We start from the raw sequence: 16,524 nt of genomic DNA on the forward strand, positions 1-16,524 counted from the left end.
TCAGTCTTCCTGTTCTTCGAGAATTTCGTCCGCACCGCTGGTGTCCAGCGGCCGGGAAGCGGCGATAAGTTTGTCCGTCAGGATCAACTTGGCATTGGCGACGAGAGCAAACGGCACCTCGAACACCACGCCATCGTCCTCGATCGAGATGGTCTGAGTTTCAGCATCGAAGCCCGTGAGATCGCCGCGGAAACGCTTGCGCTCCCCCAGCAACTCGGAAAGCTCGATGCGAGCCTCCTGCCCGACCCACGCGGCAAAGTCCTTGGGTCGGGTCAACGGACGGTCGATCCCCGGCGAGGAAACCTCGAGCCGGTAGGCATCTTCCAGCAGCACTTCGCCCGCCTCTTCCAGTTCGTCGAACCGGTCAGAGATGCGATTCGAAAGCGCCGCACAGTCCTCGATCACCAGCTGGCCGGTCTCTGGACGCTCGGCCATGACCTGGAGCGTATGCTCCTCGTCACCGATCTCGCCGCCCTTGAAATAGCGCACGCGCACGAGATCGAAGCCCAGGGCCTTGGCCTCCGGTTCGATAACTTCCGCAATCCGTGCGATATCCGCCATGCAATCTCCAATGAGCCGAACAGCGAAAGCGGGATCGTGCCGGTGCCCGGTGGCACCAGCCTGACCTTGCTTTCACAATGTCGGGATGAGGCGCAGATAGGCCCGGTTGCACGAAAAAGCAAGCTGCAAAGCACGTCAGCCGAAGAGGCCAGGACCAGACAAGTCTCACGCTCGCCAATTAATGGGGAATTTCACCACTGTTCAGCAGCGGGAAAGACGCCAAAACTACGACCCGAGCCCTGAAACCGCAGAAATTCGCCATTCCTGCAGTTTGGCACGCCCCATGCAATGCTGTTTGCATAAGCCACAACGGCTTCACCAGTTACCATGAGGACAAGATCATGACCGCCCTGACCAACCGTATCGCCGCAGCCGCCACCGCTTTCGCGCTCAGCCTCGCGCTGATCGCCGGCACTGTCCACACCCCCGTCAACACCACTTCGGCACCCGCCGCCATGCAGGAGATGATCTGATGAGCCAGCTTCGCTTCGACGACTCGGCACCCCGCCCGATCGAGCCCTCGCGCGGCTTCCGCCTCGACAAGGTCCACGGCAAGATCATGGGCGTCTGCTCGGGGATCGCCAACTACTTCAATGTCGACGTCACGCTGGTCCGCGTCGCCTTCGCGCTCGGCACCCTGCTCGGCTTCGGCTCGGCAGTGCTCGTCTACCTGCTGATTGGCCTGATTGCCGATTAAGCGCAACGCTCTCTTGCGGGTCCTTTCCAGCCCGCCCGCAAGCCGCCCCGTCTCTCCCGCCCCCCCGGAGAGGCGGGGCTTTTGCGTTTTTCCTCGGCCTAGACCTGAGGCGCCTTGGCAAACGGCGAGAAGTCGGTGTCGGTGTCATAGACGTCCGCACCCTCGCGCGCCTTCAACCAGCCGACCACCGCATAGGTCACCGGAGTCAGCACTGCTTCCCACAGCACCTTCATAAGCCAGTTGGTGACCATCACCGTCAGCACCTGGCCCGTCGTCCAGATGCCGAGGAAGGCGATGGGATAGAACAGCAGGCTGTCCACCGCCTGCCCGAACACGGTCGAACCGATCGTGCGCGTCCACAGCATCTTGCCGCCCGTCAGCAGCTTCATCTTGGCCAGCACGAACGAATTGACGAACTCGCCCGCCCAGAATGCCGTCACCGATGCCAGCACGATCCGCCAGGTCGATCCGAACACGCTTTCATAGGCGGCCTGCCCGTCCCAGCCCGGCGCGGGCGGCATCGCCACGACCACGAAGCTCATGAACGCCATGAACACCAGCGCGAAGAACCCCATCCACACGCAGCGCCGCGCGTTGGCATAGCCATAGACCTCGGTCAGCACGTCGCCGATCACGTAGGACACCGGGAAGAACAGGATGCCCGCGCCGAACGTGAACCCGCCCACCTGCGCCAGCTTGGCCGCCCCGATCAGGTTCGACAGCAGCAGGATCGCCACGAACGCGGCCATGACATAGTCGAAGTAGCGGAAATGGCGGCGCGCGCTGGTGGAGCCGTCGATTCTCGAAATCTGGGGATCGCTCATGGACGCATCTGCTAACGCGGTTTGCACGATCCGCAAAGCATGCTTAAGGGAACCCGGCGCGCGCCCGTAGCTCATCTGGATAGAGCGCGAGACTTCTAATCTTGAGGCAGCAGGTTCGAGTCCTGCCGGGCGCGCCACTTCCGAACAAAAGAGAGAACGCCTTCCGCTGAATCGTCGGATGCGGCGCTAGCCGTTCTCGCCAGCACGGACTTTGAGCCGCAAATCACGATACGGCCATCGTTCACGACGACTTCGTCGAGCAAGAGCCTTGCGTACGCCTGGCGCAGCTCAGGCTCTCCCCGGTGCACTTGCTTGCTCAGCAACATGCCCAGCCTTCTGACCTTTTCAGGTGTGATGGCCGGGTCGGCGCTGGCAAGGCGCTGTGACAGCGCTGTGATCTCTGCCGCCAGTTCATCGCGGCGGAACCGAAGCGCGATCATGCGTTCCCGAAGAGCCGGATCACTCGCGAAGCGGGTTGGCTTTGCCAACAGATTTGACCGATGCCGAGTGGGCCATTTTTGAGCCCCTTCTTCCTCCACCAGCGAGAACGGGCCGACCACCGAAGTGGGAAATGCGCCGGATTGCCGAGGCGATCTTCTATCTGCTCCGGGGTGGGCTGCCATGGCGAAGGCTGCCGCCTTGGCCATCAAGCTCGCTTTCGGCGGACTGCTGGGCTTTGCCGTTACCCACCTGACGCTCAAGCGCCTTTTTGCATCGCGGCCCGTTTGACATCCTAAGTCCCGCCTGACCTGTCAGCCATCGGCCATTCCTTTCTGCAACATCTCCGCCCCCCCAACCAGCAATTGAATGCAGTCCATTGCTGTGACGCCCGAACACGCCGGAACCCCGCCGCAAGGGATTGCCCTTTGATGCGACTGGAAAAGCGCCTCGGGTTCATGAATAACTGCACGCCTTGGCAGCCTCCGCAAAGACGGAGGCCAGGAGGGATGCTGTACGTTCATGGAAGTGGCAACTCTTCCAGCATTGGCATTGGACAACCCGCAGCTCGCCCGGGCGCGCGAGCTGTTCAGGCGCGTGATCAACGAGCACGGCGATCTGTCGTCGACATCGTCGATGATCGCGGACAGGGTTGAGCAGCGGATATGCAATTCCGGCCCCCTCGCGCGTCCGATCACGGAAGCCATGATCGCTTCGCAGTTTGGCGTCGGGCGAAGGATCGTGCGCCAGACCAGCCGCATACTGCGCCAGCGCGGCATATTGATGCCACGCCGTGGCGGCAACGGCCTGGGCGGACTGTGGACGCTGCCGCCGGATATCTCCGGCACCGTGTCATGCATCCATGCCGAACTTGATCTGGGATCAGGCGCGGGCCGGCAGGCCTTCGATGAGGCAGCACAATGGCTGCTGCCAAGCCTCGATGATCGACATGATCCACTGGCGGAATTCATCCGGCTGCTCCTGACCGCACCGGACACGCCACGCCTCCAACATGGGCAGGGCCACCGGCCGCAGAACCTCGCAGATTGGCTGGCAGGCCGGTTGCTGGACGAACTTGCGCTCTCGCACGACGGCGATGGTGCGCTCGGCCCCCTGGCCGACATCGCCAGCGATTACGGGGTCAGCCTGGAAGTGGCTGTCGAAGCGACGCGAATCCTGTCGGATGCCCAGAAGGTCGAGGTTCGCCGCGGCAGAGCGGGCGGCGTCTATGCTTCGAACACAGGACCCGGCCGGGGATTGCACATTACCAATGCCTATCTTTCGGCCAGCAGCGTCTCCACCGACGACTGTCGCGAAGTGCTCGACCGGATCAACACCGGAATGATCGAGATCGCGCGGCAGCGACGTACCGCCGAGGGGCTCGACCGGATCAGGCATTCCTTCAGCCTGATGCAGAATGCACCCGACGGCACCAATCTTGGCCAAGCCTGGTACGGCTTCATTCGCGACATTGCCGATATGGCGTCAAACCCCGTCATGCATTTTCTGGCGCGCTCGATGGCGTCTTCCATTCTCATGCGCCGCACCCGCAGCGCCGAATTGCCCGACGCGGCCGCACGCGAATTGCTTGCGGCAAGCTCGCAGATCCTCAAGCATCTCGATGATGCAAAAGCGGCCCCCGTGGTGGCGGCGCAATCGCGCTGCCAGAAGGCGCTCGAGAACTACTGGTAGGCCCCCTGTCGCGCGCGGGATACCGCATCCCGCCACCCGCCGAGCAAACGTTCCCGTTCGCAAGGCTCCAGCACCGGCTCGAAATCGGCACCATGCGCGGATATGGGCGTATGCGCCAACGACTGCCAGATGCCCGCGGATGTACCGGCAAGAAAAGCCGCGCCCAAGGCCGTCGCTTCAACATTCGCCGGTCGCGAAACCGGGGTTGCCAGAATGTCGGCCAGAAACTGGCAAAGCCAATCGTTCTGCGCCATCCCGCCATCGACCCTGAGCAGAGCGGCGCCGATGCCGCTGTCCGCGCGCATCGTGCCAACCAGTTCGTCGCTCTGGTAGGCGACCGCTTCGAGCAGCGCACGCGCGACATGTGCGGCACTCGTGCCCAGGGTCATGCCGCAGAGCAAGGCGCGGGCGTTGGAGTCCCAGTGCGGCGTGCCAAGGCCCGAAAAGGCCGGCACCAGGTAGACACCGCCGTTATCGGGAAGGCTGCGCGCCAGGGCTTCGGTCTCCTGAGCCGTGCCGATGATGCCAAGCCGGTCGCGCAGCCACTGCACGCCCGCGCCTGCCACGAAGATCGAACCTTCAAGGGCGTAGCAGGTGCGTGCCGCAGCGCGATAGGCCACGGTGCTGAGCAAGCGGTGCCGTGATCGACTGATCGTCTCCCCGGTATGCATCAGGCCAAAGGCGCCGGTGCCGTAGGTGATCTTGATGCAGCCCGGTGACAGGCAATGCTGACCGATCAGCGCAGCCTGCTGATCGCCCGCCATGCCTCGTATAGGGATCGCCCTGCCCAGAACCGCTGCCGATGCCACGCCGAACAGCGCGTCGTTATCGCGCACCTCCGGCAGCATGGCCCGGGGCACGCCGAACAGGCGGCACAGGTCTTCGGACCAGTCCATGCGCGCGATGTCGAACAGCAGCGTGCGGGCGGCATTGGTGGGATCGGTGGCATGAACCTGCCCTTCCGTCAGCTTCCACAACAGGAAGCAGTCGATCGTCCCGAAGGCTACCGAACCCTCTTCCGCCCTTTGCCGGAGACCCGGCACCGCATCGAGCAACCAGGCGAGCTTGCTTGCCGAAAAGTAGGAATCGAGCACGAGGCCGCTGATTTCCGAAACCCCTTCTTCAGCGCCCTCCTTCGCAAGCCTGTCGCACAGTTCCGCCCCGCGGCGGTCCTGCCAGACGATTGCCGGATATACGGCCCTGCCAGTGGACCGGTCCCATACCACGAAGGTTTCCCTCTGGTTGGCAATGCCGATCGCCGCAATTTCATGGCCGCCAGTTTCTGCCTCGGCCAGTGCCTGGCGCGCCGTCGCCACGACATCGCGCCAGATCGCCTCCGGATCATGTTCCACCCAGCCAGGCCGGGGATAGGACTGTGGCAGTTCAACTTGCGCGCGGGCCGCAACTCGGCCCTGCACGTCGATCACGAGGGACCGGGTCGATGTGGTGCCCTGATCGATCGCCAGGATAGATTTCATCGCGCCCCTCCGGTTCTGGTCTGGAGATAGCCGTCAAGCGCCGCCACCTCGTCGGGCGACAGGCGCAGGCCCAGCTTGCTGCGCCGCCACAGGATGTCGTCGGTCTCCCGCGCCCATTCCCGGTCAATCAGGTAATCCACTTCGCAAGCCGTCAAACCGTGACCGAAGTGAGCGCCGCAATCTGCCAGCGATTGCGCACTGCCCAGTATCTGCCGTGCCAGCGTGCCATACGAAGTGATCAGGCGATGCGCCCAGTCGCGCTGCAGGAACGGATATTGTGCCATCAGGTCCCGGGTCAGCGCCGCGGCGCCGGTCATGGCGAAATCGCCTCCAGGCAGTGGCGCGGTCGCAGTCCAGCCCTTCCCCCGCAAACCGTTCAGACGCGTGGCAAGCAGATCGGTGGCTGACTGCGCCAGATGGCGATAGGTGGTCAATTTCCCACCGAAAACGCTGAGCAGCGGCGGTCCCATCGCCGCATCGGAAAGATCGAGCCGATAGCCGCGCGTTGCGGCTTCGGGGCGGCCCGATCCGTCGTCGACAAGCGGGCGGACGCCGGCAAAGCTCCATACCACGTCGGCCGGAGTGATACTCTTGCGGAAATAGGCGCTTGCCCCCTCGCACAAGTAGGCAATCTCGGCGTCATCCGGCTTCAGGCCATCGAGTGGGCCCGTGTGATCGACATCCGTCGTGCCGACCAGCGTGAAGTCCTGCTCATAAGGGATGGCAAAGAAGATGCGGCCATCGGGCAGCTGGAAGAAATAGGCATGATCGTGTTCGAACAATCGCTGCACCACGATGTGCGATCCGCGCACCAGCCGCATCTTCCGGCCGGCCCGCTCTGCCGAAAGGCCCAGGAAATCAAGGCCAAGAACATCAAGGCCAAGAACATCAAGCACTGCCGGCCCGGCGGCATTGACCACCGCGCGCGCGGTGAAGTGCTCGCCTCCATGCGTCCCGATCCGCCAGAGATCGCCGTCACGCGTCAGGCTCGTAACCTGCGTCCGGGTCAGCACCGTCGCCCCTCGGTCGGCCGCATCGCGAAGGTTGAGCACGACCATGCGCGCATCGTCGACCCAGCAGTCGGAATAGGCAAAGCCTGTCGCGAACCCCGGCTTTAGCGGCGCCCCCGCCGGATGCGTGCGCAGGTCGATCGTGCGCGCCGGCGGCAGGGCGCGCCGTCCGCCGATGTGGTCATAAATGAACAGGCCCAGCCGCAGCAGCCAGCGGGGGCGCAGGCCCGGCCGGTGGGGCAAGACAAAGCGCAAGGGCCAGACGACATGGGGCGCAATCTTCCATAGCCGTTCACGCTCGGCCAGGGACTCGCGCACAAGGGCGAACTCGCGGTGCTCGAGATAGCGCAGGCCGCCGTGGATCAGCTTGGTCGAAGCCGAGGACGTGCCGCGGGCGATGTCTCCCGCTTCGAGCACCACGACGCTGGCGCCTCGTCCGGCAGCATCCCGCGCGATCCCGGCACCGTTGATGCCGGCGCCTATGACAGCCACGTCGTAGGTCGGCTCCGCGTTTGTCGACACAGGTCTCACAGCTTTGGTCATGGTTGGCTCGGTCTGAAGCGTTGCAGGCAGGAAAGGTCGCTCCGCGGCAGTCTGGCCTGCGCGGCTCAACCGGAATCTCGAAAGGCAGCTCGATCAGCTGGGGTCGGTTTCAATCACCCGTACACCGGCTTCTGCGCAGCTGCGGGCAAGGCCGGGATCGGTGACTCTGTCCGTCACGAAAGTGTCGACATCGCGCATGGTGGCAAAGCGCACCGGGGCGTGGCGTGAGGCCTTGGACGCATCGGCCACCAGGATCACATGCCGCGCATGCGCCACGATCGACTGCGAAACCTTGATCTCGTCGATGTCGAAATCGAGCAGGCTCCCGTCGGCGTCCAGCGCGCTGGCACCGATCACGGCATAATCGACCTTGAATGCGCTCAGAAAATCCACTGCAAGGGGACCGACGACCGCGCGATCCTCCGCCCGCAGGCGGCCACCCGCCACGATCACCTCGATCCCGCGGGCGTCTGCCAGGATTTCGGCGACGTTGAGGTTGTTGGTCACCACCATCAGTCGCTGACGCTGCCGAAGGCGCGACGCGGCCGCCTCCACGGTCGTGCCGATATTGATGAACAACGACACCCCGTCGGGGATCAGCGCCGCCGCGGCCTCGCCAATGCGCGACTTGGCATTCGCCGCAAGCGCCTGACGCGAATGGTAGCCCAGATTGTCCAGCCGGGATCGCAACATGGCGCCGCCCCGAACCCGCGACACGACGCCCTGTTCGTCCAACTGGCGCAAGTCTCCGCGAATGGTTTGCGGCGTCACGCCCAGCGATCTGGCAAGATCTTCGACCTTGCCGTGCCCCACCGCATCGAGATGTTCGACAAGCCTCAGTTGGCGTACCGCAGCCAGATCGCGCACGTTCTGTATCCGCCCATTTTCCCGCAGGGTGCAGGAGCCCTGCAAAGCGTTGGCCTGTCCCGACGCCAGCCTGGCAAGCTCTGGAGCTGGCGTCATCGCACTTCATAGAAGCGCAGGACCACCTGCCGCAGCCTGCCCTCCCCGTCAATCACAGGCTCGATCGTCGAGGTGAACACCGACTTGTTCAGCCAGTCGTGCTTGCCGACAGGCGCCGTGAACACCGGCGTCGCCCTGGCATAGGCGCCCCGCTCCGCACCCGCCCCGCAGGCAAGGCCGACGTTGCGCACATGGATCAGCGACTTGTCCTCCGCACGGATGAAGTAGTCCGCCACGATTTCGGAACAGCCATCGCTGCGGATCAACTGCCAATCGGCGCCTCCGGGCAGGACCGTGCCCTGCAGCATGGGGCCGCTGATCGTGCCTCCGGTTATGCCGATGCGGTTCCCTGCCCCGCGCGGGTTGGCACCTGCAGCCTCGGCCGGTTCCAGATCCACGCGCTCCTCGAACACGAAACGCAGCGTCGGGGCTCCCGGCTCGGCAGCACTGACCGGCGACGCGCCCGCGAGCATGGCCGCAATCAGCATTCTGGCAATCGTCGTCATTCTCAGGCTCCAATCGGTTGCGTGGCAACAAGCACCCAGGTCACGAACAGACCCGACACGACCGCCCCGGGTACGACCGAGCCGAGCGCACGCCTGGAAACTGTCCCGAAGATGCCCACGAAGGCAAGAAACGCCGCAAAACCGATCGCGGAGATTACCCGCAGGCCTTCACCCGGCAACAGCAGATGTCCCGTCACCGCCAGCACGCCGTACTGCACCAGCAGGAACAGCACGAAACCTCCCGACGTTGCCGCCACCGCCCGCATCGTCGCTCCCCACGGCCCGCCATTCTCCAATGGTGACACTGCCTGGATCAAGCTCAGCGAGGCAAGGCAGTTCACGGTGAAGAACGGTGCGTAAAGCAGGAAGTCGCGCGTGCGTTCGAGCGTGACCGGACGGACCGTGATGAACCACCATGAAGGATTGACGTGCAACAGTCGGTCCGCCGCCAGAACCAGGACATAGGCGGGCATGAGCGCCAGCAGCGCAAGGGGCAGAGCGCGGGGAACCTGCGCCAGTGGCAAGGCACTACCCTGCCGCCGCAACGCAATGACCGCAAGGATCGTGCTGAGCAGTGCCCAGCCTGCGAACTGGTTGGTGAAGGTCTGCCGGAACAGCCCGTTCTGCCCGAGCGCGACCTCGGTCAGCATGCAAGCCGGAATGAACAGCAGCGCCGGCACGATGGCAACGGCCGCCAACGCCAGAGGGCTCCGTGTCGCTGCCGCGTGCGGTGTGAGCGCATCCGCCGGCGCCGCAATGGCAAAGGCCCGGCCGCCGAATGCAGCCAACGCGCCCGCGATCAGCGCCGGGATGGCGAGCAGCGCCAGAAAGTCCCCTGCCTCGCGCCATGGCCAGATCTGGTCGCTGGCCGGAAGCGGGCGCCCGCCGTTGAGCGTGCGGCCGAACCACTCGATCGCCGGCGAGATACCTGTCCGCGACTGGTGCAGCCAGGCATGGGTCACGTCCGGCGTCAGCAACATCCGCGCCGACCCGTCCTCCACACGGCCATAGAGCCGGCCGGGCTCGACAGGATCGCGGCTGCCGAACAGATCCCGCAGCTTCTGGACAGAGCCGGTGGCAAGCGGTGCCTCAGGCCCCCACATGAACCCGCCGAACTCGTCGCGCGTGCCATAGACAACCAGCAGGTTGCGCGGGAATGCCGTGGTGCCTTCGGGCGCAAACGGCGCGCCCACGCTCGAACCTTCCAGTATCAGCGAACGATAGCCATCACGATGGGCCTCGGCAGCGCGCAGCACCGTCCAGCCGCCCATGCTGTGGCCTTCAAGGCCGATGTTGTCGCGGTCCACGAACGGCAGGCTGCGCAAGTAGGCAAGCGCATCGGGTCCGCCGAAGCCATCGGCAAAGGCCACCGGATCGCTCGCGCCGTGCCCGCGCTGGTCGGGCGCCAGCACGACATAGCCGCGCCGCGCATATTCCGTCGCAAAGTTGCCCTGCATTTCCGCGCTGTTGAGATAGCCATGCACCGCCAGGATCGCCGGAGCCTTGTTGGCCTCGGTCGCGCCTGCGGGGCGGAACAGCAGCGCGCGCATCTGCGCACCACTGCTCCCCCGAAAATGCACTTCACTGACACTGACGCCGTGGGCCGATTGCACCCTGCTTGCCAGAAGCAGTCCGGCGATGGCCAGGAGCATGGCGGCAAGAGCGACGAGCGCCCCTGCCTTTGCCTGTCTGGTGCTGCGAACGCCCACGATCAGAACTTTGCCTGGAAGTCGACGCCATAGCGGCGCGGATAGGGCACCGTGCCAAAGCGCAAGTTGGTGTTCGTCTCGATGCCGACGCCAACCAGAGTCTTGTTATCGCTCAGGTTCTTGCCCCACAGGCCCAGTTCGTACTTGCCCTCGTTGAGCGACAGGCCGATGCGCGCGTTGTATTCCTCGAACCCCGGCGTGCGGCCAAGGCTGAAGGGGAAGACATCGGCGTTATAGGCGGTGAAGAACTGCGAACTCTTGTGCACCATGTCGCCATGGAGCGTCAGTTCGGTCGAGCCGTCAAGCGGGACAGTATAATCGGCCGCACCGCTGAACGAGAACTTTGGCGCTTCGATCATGCGATTGCCCGCAAGGTTGGCACCGTTCAGTACCAGCCGCGTATACTTGGCGTCGAGATAACCCATCCCTGCCGAAAGGCGGAACTGTGGCGTTATGCTGGCATTGATCTCGGCTTCCACGCCGTTGATGCGCGAACGGCCCGCGTTGACCAGCGCCTGGTTGATCACCGAGATCGAATTGATGAACTGCTGGTCCTTGAACTGGTAATGGAAGGCCGAAAGGTTCAGCGTGACCTTGCGGTCGAGCAGCCGGCTCTTGATCCCCACTTCGTAGGCATCGAGGAATTCGGGCTTGGCCGTGTTCAGGTCGCCCGGAAACACCAGCGCGCCACCGTTGAAGCCGCCGCTGCGGTAGCCTCTGGCATATTGCGCAAAGGCCATGAAATCGGACGACGGCTTGTAACGCAGGCCAAGGCGACCGCTCGGCTGGGTCTCGGTGTAGTCGACGTTGGTGTTGGGAATGCCAAGGCCCGGGATGTTCACCACCGAACGGAAGTTGCGCATCGTCGCCTTGTCATGCGTCACGCGGATCCCGCCGTACAGGCTGAAGGAAGGCGAGAAGTCGTAAGTGCCGTCCATGTAGGCAGCATAGGAGGTGCGCGTCTGGCGATAGGTTTGCCGCCCGTCGAACGCCCCGTTGAACTGCGAGACGTGGAACAGGTTGTCCAGCGTATCGCGGAAGTAGAACAGGCCGGCGATGACATTGAACGGTCCATCGAACTTCGTCGTCAGGCGCAGGTCCTGCATGTACTCCTTGGTCCGCGCCTCGAAATCGAGCGCCAGGAGGTTTGCCGCGCTGCCATCGCCATCCACCTCGTTGAGGAAGTAGCCCTTGAGGTATGACGAGATCGAGGTCAGCGTGACATTGCCGAGATCCTTGTTCAGCGTAAGGCTGACGCCGTCCCCACGCACGCGAATGCGGCCATCGCGGTCATAATACCCCTCGCGCGCATCCAGCAGCTTGCCGGTCACCGGATCGCGGCGGGGGTCGAAACCGAAAGCGTTGGTGTTGCCGGGCAGGTAGCCGGTCACATTGGTGCCAACCGCCTCGGGCGAGCTGCGCGTGTAGCTGTAGCGCAGCGTGGCATCGAAGCCGGCGTCGTCCTTGTACTTCAGCGCGGTGCGGATCGCGACCTTGTTGAAGTTCGACTTGTCCCGCCCGCCCGGCAGCAGGTTCTTGACGAAGCCGTCGCTGTCGCTGGTGTTGAACGAAACGCGCAGGGCCAGCCGGTCCTCGACCAGCTGCGTGTTCGCCGCGCCTTGCAGGCCGACATAGCTGTAGTTGCCAAGCTCGCCCGAAATGAAGCCCGAGTTGTCGAACTGCGGCGCCCGCGTGACGTAGCTGACGGCACCGCCCACCGTTTCCTTGCCGAACAGCGTGCCTTGTGGGCCGCGCAGCACTTCGACGCGGTCCATGTCGAACAGCTGCGCACCGCCGAGGAACGAGGCCCGCACGAAGACTTCGTCGTAGAAGATGCCGGTGGGCGACGAGGCGTTGAGATCGAAGGCCGATTGCGCGATGCCGCGCACAGAAAACTTTGGCTGATCCTCGTTGCCCAGCACGCTCACCGAAAGGTTCGGCGTCTGGCGCGCCAGTTCGGTCCCGCTGCGCATCTGCAAGGTGCCGAGCGATGATCCAGCCACCGCCGTAATCGCGATCGGCACGTCCTGTACGCTCTGCGCGCGCTTCTGTGCGGTCACGATGATTTCGTTGGGATCGCTTGCGGCCGTATCGGCGGCCGACTGTTCCTGTGCAGCCGCAGTTCGCGCCACAAACGTTGCAATAATACTGGCCGAGACGAGCAGGCAAAGGCGACTGGTGCGCATGGTGTTATCCTCCCGAAGGCGGCCTCGTCCAATTGGCTTGGTGGTGGCCGGGTTTGTCTTCGGGATTTTTCGCTGCTTTTCGTTTCCGAAAATAGCGGCCTATTTGAATCCAGCCGCAGTGCCCCACGCCGCCTCACACCCCACACACCCCAAACACAACCGTCGCCCCGGGCTTGACCCGGGGCCCCGCTTTTCTTCCTGCACGGTCTCGCAACAAAGAAGCGGGATCCCGGGTCAAGCCCGGGATGACGATGGGGGTCACGCTGATAGACCTTGACAAAATGAACCATATAGGTTATACGTCCCGCCCACAGGTCAGGAGAGGGCACAAGGCCAACCCGCTCCTCTCCCTTCGGACGCCAACACATCGTGAAGGCTTCCGGCGCGATCGGTGCGGCAGGTGCGCGTGGGTTCAATGCGGGGCGTAAAGCCCAAGACCCACCGGGCAATCCTTCGTCGTTACCCAAGGACAGACAGGACAACCCAGGGCTGACAGCACGGCGCCGAACCCTGAGCGACGCTGCGGATGCGGAACCCGCCATGATTGTGCGACTGTGTCAGCACAAACGACAGGTTCTTTTCACGCAGCCGCTTGCCAGAAGCCAAGGCAGCCCGCGAGCCGCTGCTGACGCTTCGTCCTTTCACATATGTCCGCCCTCAGGCTGAGCCGGTAAGGGGCACGGAACCGCCCCCCGGCCATTCGCAACCGGTCCCGCGCCCCATCCCTTGCGTGCCGCAACGGCACCGCACCGGTCGCGCGATCTGTGCTTTCCCCCCGGCGTTACCGTCCGCACTCGCCAGCGGATGATCCTTCATATGCTTGCGTTCCATTGTGGCCGCGTCCACTGCAAGTCCTTCACCCACAAGGACCCAAGGCTTGGACATCGTCGGTTTCGCCCTTGCCGTATTGCTGATCGAATTGACGCCCGGCCCGAACATGGCATGGCTGGCAGGCCTCGCTGCGACTGAAGGCAGGCGAAGCGGCATGGCTGCGGTGGCCGGCGTCGCGCTCGGTCTCCTCGCCAACGGCGCGCTTGCAGCCCTCGGCCTCGCCGCCCTGCTCGAGAGCTTCCCCGCCTTGTGGAACGGCCTGCGCATCGCGGGCGCGCTGATGATGGTCTGGCTCGCGGTCGAAGCCTGGCGCGGCGCCGGCAAGGAAACGCCTGCTGCCAACGGCACCACCGGGCGCGCCTTTGCCACCGGCGCGCTGATCAACCTGCTCAATCCGAAGGCCTACCTGTTCTTCGTGGTCGTCGCCCCGCAATTCCTTGGTGGGGAAACCCTTGGCCTTGGCAACGCCCTCCTGCTCAGCTTCGTCAGCACCGCCATCGCCACGCTGATCCACTGCGCGATCGTGCTTGCCGGAGCCCGTGCCCAAGGCTGGCTGTCGGATCCCCGGCGGACGCGCACGGTCCGCCGGATTTTCGCGCTGATCATTCTCGGCGTGGCAGCGTCCTTCCTGCTCACGCCGATCCGCTAAGGGCACTCCCTAAGGCCTTATTGGACGAAGGGCGGGCACGGAATCGTCTCGCCCACGCCCTCGATGCGGGCGTTGCGCACACTCACCGTGAAACCCTTGTCCGCGCTCAGGCGCAGGGGCGAACCGACTGCATTCAGCTTCGCGCCATGCTCGGCAAAGCAGGTCAGCGGGATGCGCAGGGTCGCTGGCTTGCCCGCAGCCCCAAGGCTCTGGCTGACGTCCAGCTTCACGCCCGCAAAGGCAACCGTCACCGGCCCCGACCCGCGCGCATCGAGCCGCCAGTCGAGCCGCAACGCAAAGCCGCCATTGAGGTGGCGCTGCATATCCACCACCGGCCCGTCGAGCGCGATGTCGCCCTTGCCGCCCCAGGTAAACTGTCGCGCGTCTTCCTGCGCCGCCACATCGACCGCGCGCATGGTGACCACGCTGTCCAGCCCCAGCCGCCACGGCTCGATCACCTTTCCGGCACGGATGAACGTGGTTTCACTCAGCAGGCTGCCCACTTCTACGCGAGGCTCCTCGTTGACCTTGCCGACGCTCGCGGGCTTTGCGTAACTGAGACCATGGCCGACCCGCCACAGCGGCTCCACCATCGGCGAACGGGCATCGCGCGGCCAATCAAACGGGAGCGTCCCGGTAAAATCGCGCGGCGGCTTGCCGTCCTTGCGCGCGACCAGCACATCGGCCACGCCCTGCCCCTGCGAGCCCGGTTGCCACGCCGCGACGAAGGCATCGGCCACGTTCATCTCAGGTCCCACGAACATCGGACGGCCCGAAAGGAACAGCGCCACCACCGGCACGCCTTGGGCCTTGAGCTGCTTCATCAGCTCCAGTTCGCCCTCGCGCGACTGGAACAGCAGGTTCGGCACATCGCCCTGAAACTCGGCATAGGGCTGTTCGCCGAACACCACGATGGCGACATCAGGCTTGACCGCGCCCTGCCCCTTGGCAATCTCGGCGGAACCGCCCGCTTCGGCCACGGCCTCGACGATCGCGCGACCGATGGTGCGGCCCTTGGGGAAATCGGCGCCTGTCGTGTCGGTGCCCTGCCAGGTGATCGTCCAGCCACCGGCCTGCATCGCCATGCTGTCGGCGCCCGGCCCCGTCACCAGCACCTTGGCACCCGGCTTGATCGGCAGGACCGACCCTTCGTTCTTGAGCAGAACGAGCGACTTGGCGACGGCCTCGCGTGCCACGTCGAGATGCGCCTGCGCCCCCACGGCTGCGGGATCGCCACGCTCGACCAGCTTAGGCCCCATCAGCCCAAGCTTGTACTTCACCCGCAGGATGCGCCGCACGGCGTCATCCAGCCGCGCCATCGGGATCGTGCCATCGCGCACCTGACGCAAGGTGTTGTCGTACAGACCCTTCCAGCTGTCGGGCGCCATGTAGAGATCGAGACCGGCATTGATCGAAGCGGCACAATCGGTCGGCGTGCAGCCCTCAACCTGACCATGCCCGTTCCAGTCGCCAACCACCAGGCCCTCGAAGCCCATCCGCTGCTTGAGCACGTCGGTCAGGAGCGAGCGGTTGCCGTGGTTCTTTGCGCCGTTCCAGCTGGAGAAACTGGCCATGACAGTCAGCGCCCCAGCGTCGATGGCAACGGGATAGCCCTGTGCATGCAGGCGGACGAGTTCGGGTTCGGCCAGTTTGGCATCACCCTGGTCCTTGCCATGTTCGGTTCCGCCATCGGCAAGAAAGTGCTTGGCGCTGGCGGCAACCTTCTCGGCCGGCAGCGGCTTTCCGGCGAGCAACGGGCCCTGCAGCCCCTCGACCATCGCCTTCGAATAGCTGGCGATCACCGCCGGATCGCTCGAATAACCCTCATAGGCGCGGCCCCAGCGCAGGTCCTGCGGGGCGGCGAGCGTCGGGGCGAAAGTCCATTCGATGCCAGAGCCCGCGACCTCGGCCGCCGTCGCCACACCGATGCGCTTGATCAGATCGGCGTCATGCGCCGCACCAAGCCCGACGTTGTGCGGAAAGATCGTGGCTCCCGGCAGGTTCGAATGACCGTGGACCGCGTCGACCCCGAACAGGATCGGCACGCCCGCCCCCGCCTTGCGCGAAGCGGCGCGGAACTCGTTTACCAGCTTGAGCCACTTGGCGGCATCGGCACGCTCGTCGCCATAGGGGCCGCTGTTGCCACCGGCGAGGATCGACCCGAGCGGATAGCGGGCAAGGTCTTCAGGCTTGATCGAGCTGATATCGCCCTGGATCACTTGGCCGACCTTCTGTTCGACCGTCAGCTTGCGCAGCAGCCTGGTGATGGCCCGCTCGGTCCTGGCGTCGGTAATGGTCGACGGACTGTGAGCAACCGGCCAGTTCGCCGGATTGGCCACCGCGCTTTCCTGCGCTGTTACCGGCGCAGCGGCCAGCAGGAATGATAGCGCCACCACACTTGCCATGGCAGGACGCAGGCTTCCCTTCGACATCGACT

Annotated in this window: 13 protein-coding genes, 1 tRNA gene and 1 pseudogene; 6 read left to right on the plus strand and 9 right to left on the minus strand. The window is 64.6% G+C overall.

Translation table 11 applies throughout. From position 1 onward, the window contains the following. Positions 1-561, minus strand: coding sequence for a ribosome maturation protein RimP (gene rimP / locus HGI46_RS00225; protein WP_168902649.1), 561 nt, complete (start codon positions 559-561; stop codon positions 1-3). 341 nt (positions 562-902) lie between these two features. On the opposite strand from rimP, the gene HGI46_RS22330 reads away from it, so the two are divergent. Further along, positions 903-1,034: a hypothetical protein gene (locus HGI46_RS22330; protein ID WP_255418790.1), complete on the plus strand. Its 132-nt coding sequence runs from the start codon at positions 903-905 to the stop codon at positions 1,032-1,034. After that, the gene (locus HGI46_RS00230) at positions 1,034-1,258 is read left to right on the plus strand and encodes a PspC domain-containing protein (protein ID WP_168902650.1); all 225 of its coding nucleotides are present in this window, start codon (positions 1,034-1,036) and stop codon (positions 1,256-1,258) included. Before HGI46_RS22330 ends, HGI46_RS00230 begins: the two co-directional genes overlap by 1 nt. Before the next feature lie 98 nt (positions 1,259-1,356). On the opposite strand, the gene HGI46_RS00235 is transcribed toward HGI46_RS00230, so the two are convergent. Then, positions 1,357-2,082 (minus strand): queuosine precursor transporter, encoded by a 726-nt coding sequence (locus tag HGI46_RS00235; RefSeq protein WP_168902651.1) that lies wholly within the window; start codon positions 2,080-2,082, stop codon positions 1,357-1,359. A gap of 60 nt (positions 2,083-2,142) precedes the next feature. Here HGI46_RS00235 and HGI46_RS00240 point away from each other — a divergent pair. The 3 genes and pseudogenes from HGI46_RS00240 (at position 2,143) to HGI46_RS21995 (ending at position 4,212) form a co-directional block, all read left to right on the plus strand. Beyond that, positions 2,143-2,219: transfer RNA gene (locus HGI46_RS00240), tRNA-Arg, on the plus strand. A gap of 263 nt (positions 2,220-2,482) precedes the next feature. Next, positions 2,483-2,722 (plus strand): annotated as a pseudogene (locus HGI46_RS00245) (transposase); the annotation flags it as partial. A 320-nt stretch (positions 2,723-3,042) separates the two neighbouring features. Continuing rightward, entirely contained in the window at positions 3,043-4,212 is a 1,170-nt protein-coding gene (locus tag HGI46_RS21995) for a hypothetical protein (protein WP_240946509.1), read from the plus strand. Here HGI46_RS21995 and glpK read toward each other — a convergent pair. The 6 genes from glpK to HGI46_RS00280 form a co-directional block, all read right to left on the minus strand. Then, positions 4,203-5,690 (minus strand): glycerol kinase GlpK, encoded by a 1,488-nt coding sequence (glpK, locus tag HGI46_RS00255; protein ID WP_168902652.1) that lies wholly within the window; start codon positions 5,688-5,690, stop codon positions 4,203-4,205. The genes HGI46_RS21995 and glpK overlap by 10 nt on opposite strands. Further along, the gene (locus HGI46_RS00260; RefSeq protein ID WP_168902653.1) at positions 5,687-7,243 is read right to left on the minus strand and encodes a glycerol-3-phosphate dehydrogenase; all 1,557 of its coding nucleotides are present in this window, start codon (positions 7,241-7,243) and stop codon (positions 5,687-5,689) included. Before HGI46_RS00260 ends, glpK begins: the two co-directional genes overlap by 4 nt. A 93-nt stretch (positions 7,244-7,336) precedes the next feature. Further along, positions 7,337-8,206 (minus strand): DeoR/GlpR family DNA-binding transcription regulator, encoded by an 870-nt coding sequence (locus HGI46_RS00265; protein ID WP_168902654.1) that lies wholly within the window; start codon positions 8,204-8,206, stop codon positions 7,337-7,339. Continuing rightward, on the minus strand, positions 8,203-8,712 hold the full coding sequence (locus HGI46_RS00270; RefSeq protein ID WP_240946510.1) for a DUF3237 domain-containing protein: 510 nt from the start codon (positions 8,710-8,712) through the stop codon (positions 8,203-8,205). Before HGI46_RS00270 ends, HGI46_RS00265 begins: the two co-directional genes overlap by 4 nt. A 2-nt stretch (positions 8,713-8,714) precedes the next feature. Continuing rightward, positions 8,715-10,421: an alpha/beta fold hydrolase gene (locus HGI46_RS00275; RefSeq protein WP_346766647.1), complete on the minus strand. Its 1,707-nt coding sequence runs from the start codon at positions 10,419-10,421 to the stop codon at positions 8,715-8,717. 2 nt (positions 10,422-10,423) lie between these two features. Continuing rightward, a complete protein-coding gene (locus HGI46_RS00280) occupies positions 10,424-12,607 on the minus strand; it encodes a TonB-dependent receptor (protein WP_168902655.1) in 2,184 nt (727 codons plus the stop codon). 877 nt (positions 12,608-13,484) lie between these two features. Here HGI46_RS00280 and HGI46_RS00285 point away from each other — a divergent pair. Beyond that, the gene (locus HGI46_RS00285) at positions 13,485-14,087 is read left to right on the plus strand and encodes a LysE family translocator (RefSeq protein WP_240946511.1); all 603 of its coding nucleotides are present in this window, start codon (positions 13,485-13,487) and stop codon (positions 14,085-14,087) included. A 17-nt stretch (positions 14,088-14,104) separates the two neighbouring features. Here the strand turns inward: HGI46_RS00285 and HGI46_RS00290 are convergent, their stop codons facing one another. Further along, a complete protein-coding gene (locus tag HGI46_RS00290) occupies positions 14,105-16,519 on the minus strand; it encodes a glycoside hydrolase family 3 protein (RefSeq protein WP_206065455.1) in 2,415 nt (804 codons plus the stop codon). Positions 16,520-16,524: the final 5 nt, after the last annotated feature.

Origin of the sequence: Novosphingobium sp. ERW19, from assembly GCF_012641315.1 — a bacterium.
In the GTDB taxonomy this organism is placed as follows: domain Bacteria; phylum Pseudomonadota; class Alphaproteobacteria; order Sphingomonadales; family Sphingomonadaceae; genus Novosphingobium.

Bases quoted from the DNA above. Each gene is read 5' to 3' on its own strand.
- rimP (WP_168902649.1), bottom strand. From the start codon at position 561: ATGGCGGATATCGCACGGATTGCGGAAGTTATCGAACCGGAGGCCAAG.
- HGI46_RS22330 (WP_255418790.1), top strand. From the start codon at position 903: ATGACCGCCCTGACCAACCGTATCGCCGCAGCCGCCACCGCTTTCGCG.
- HGI46_RS00230 (WP_168902650.1), top strand. From the start codon at position 1,034: ATGAGCCAGCTTCGCTTCGACGACTCGGCACCCCGCCCGATCGAGCCC.
- HGI46_RS00235 (WP_168902651.1), bottom strand. From the start codon at position 2,082: ATGAGCGATCCCCAGATTTCGAGAATCGACGGCTCCACCAGCGCGCGC.
- HGI46_RS21995 (WP_240946509.1), top strand. From the start codon at position 3,043: ATGGAAGTGGCAACTCTTCCAGCATTGGCATTGGACAACCCGCAGCTC.
- glpK (WP_168902652.1), bottom strand. From the start codon at position 5,690: ATGAAATCTATCCTGGCGATCGATCAGGGCACCACATCGACCCGGTCC.
- HGI46_RS00260 (WP_168902653.1), bottom strand. From the start codon at position 7,243: ATGACCAAAGCTGTGAGACCTGTGTCGACAAACGCGGAGCCGACCTAC.
- HGI46_RS00265 (WP_168902654.1), bottom strand. From the start codon at position 8,206: ATGACGCCAGCTCCAGAGCTTGCCAGGCTGGCGTCGGGACAGGCCAAC.
- HGI46_RS00270 (WP_240946510.1), bottom strand. From the start codon at position 8,712: ATGACGACGATTGCCAGAATGCTGATTGCGGCCATGCTCGCGGGCGCG.
- HGI46_RS00280 (WP_168902655.1), bottom strand. From the start codon at position 12,607: ATGCGCACCAGTCGCCTTTGCCTGCTCGTCTCGGCCAGTATTATTGCA.
- HGI46_RS00290 (WP_206065455.1), bottom strand. From the start codon at position 16,519: ATGTCGAAGGGAAGCCTGCGTCCTGCCATGGCAAGTGTGGTGGCGCTA.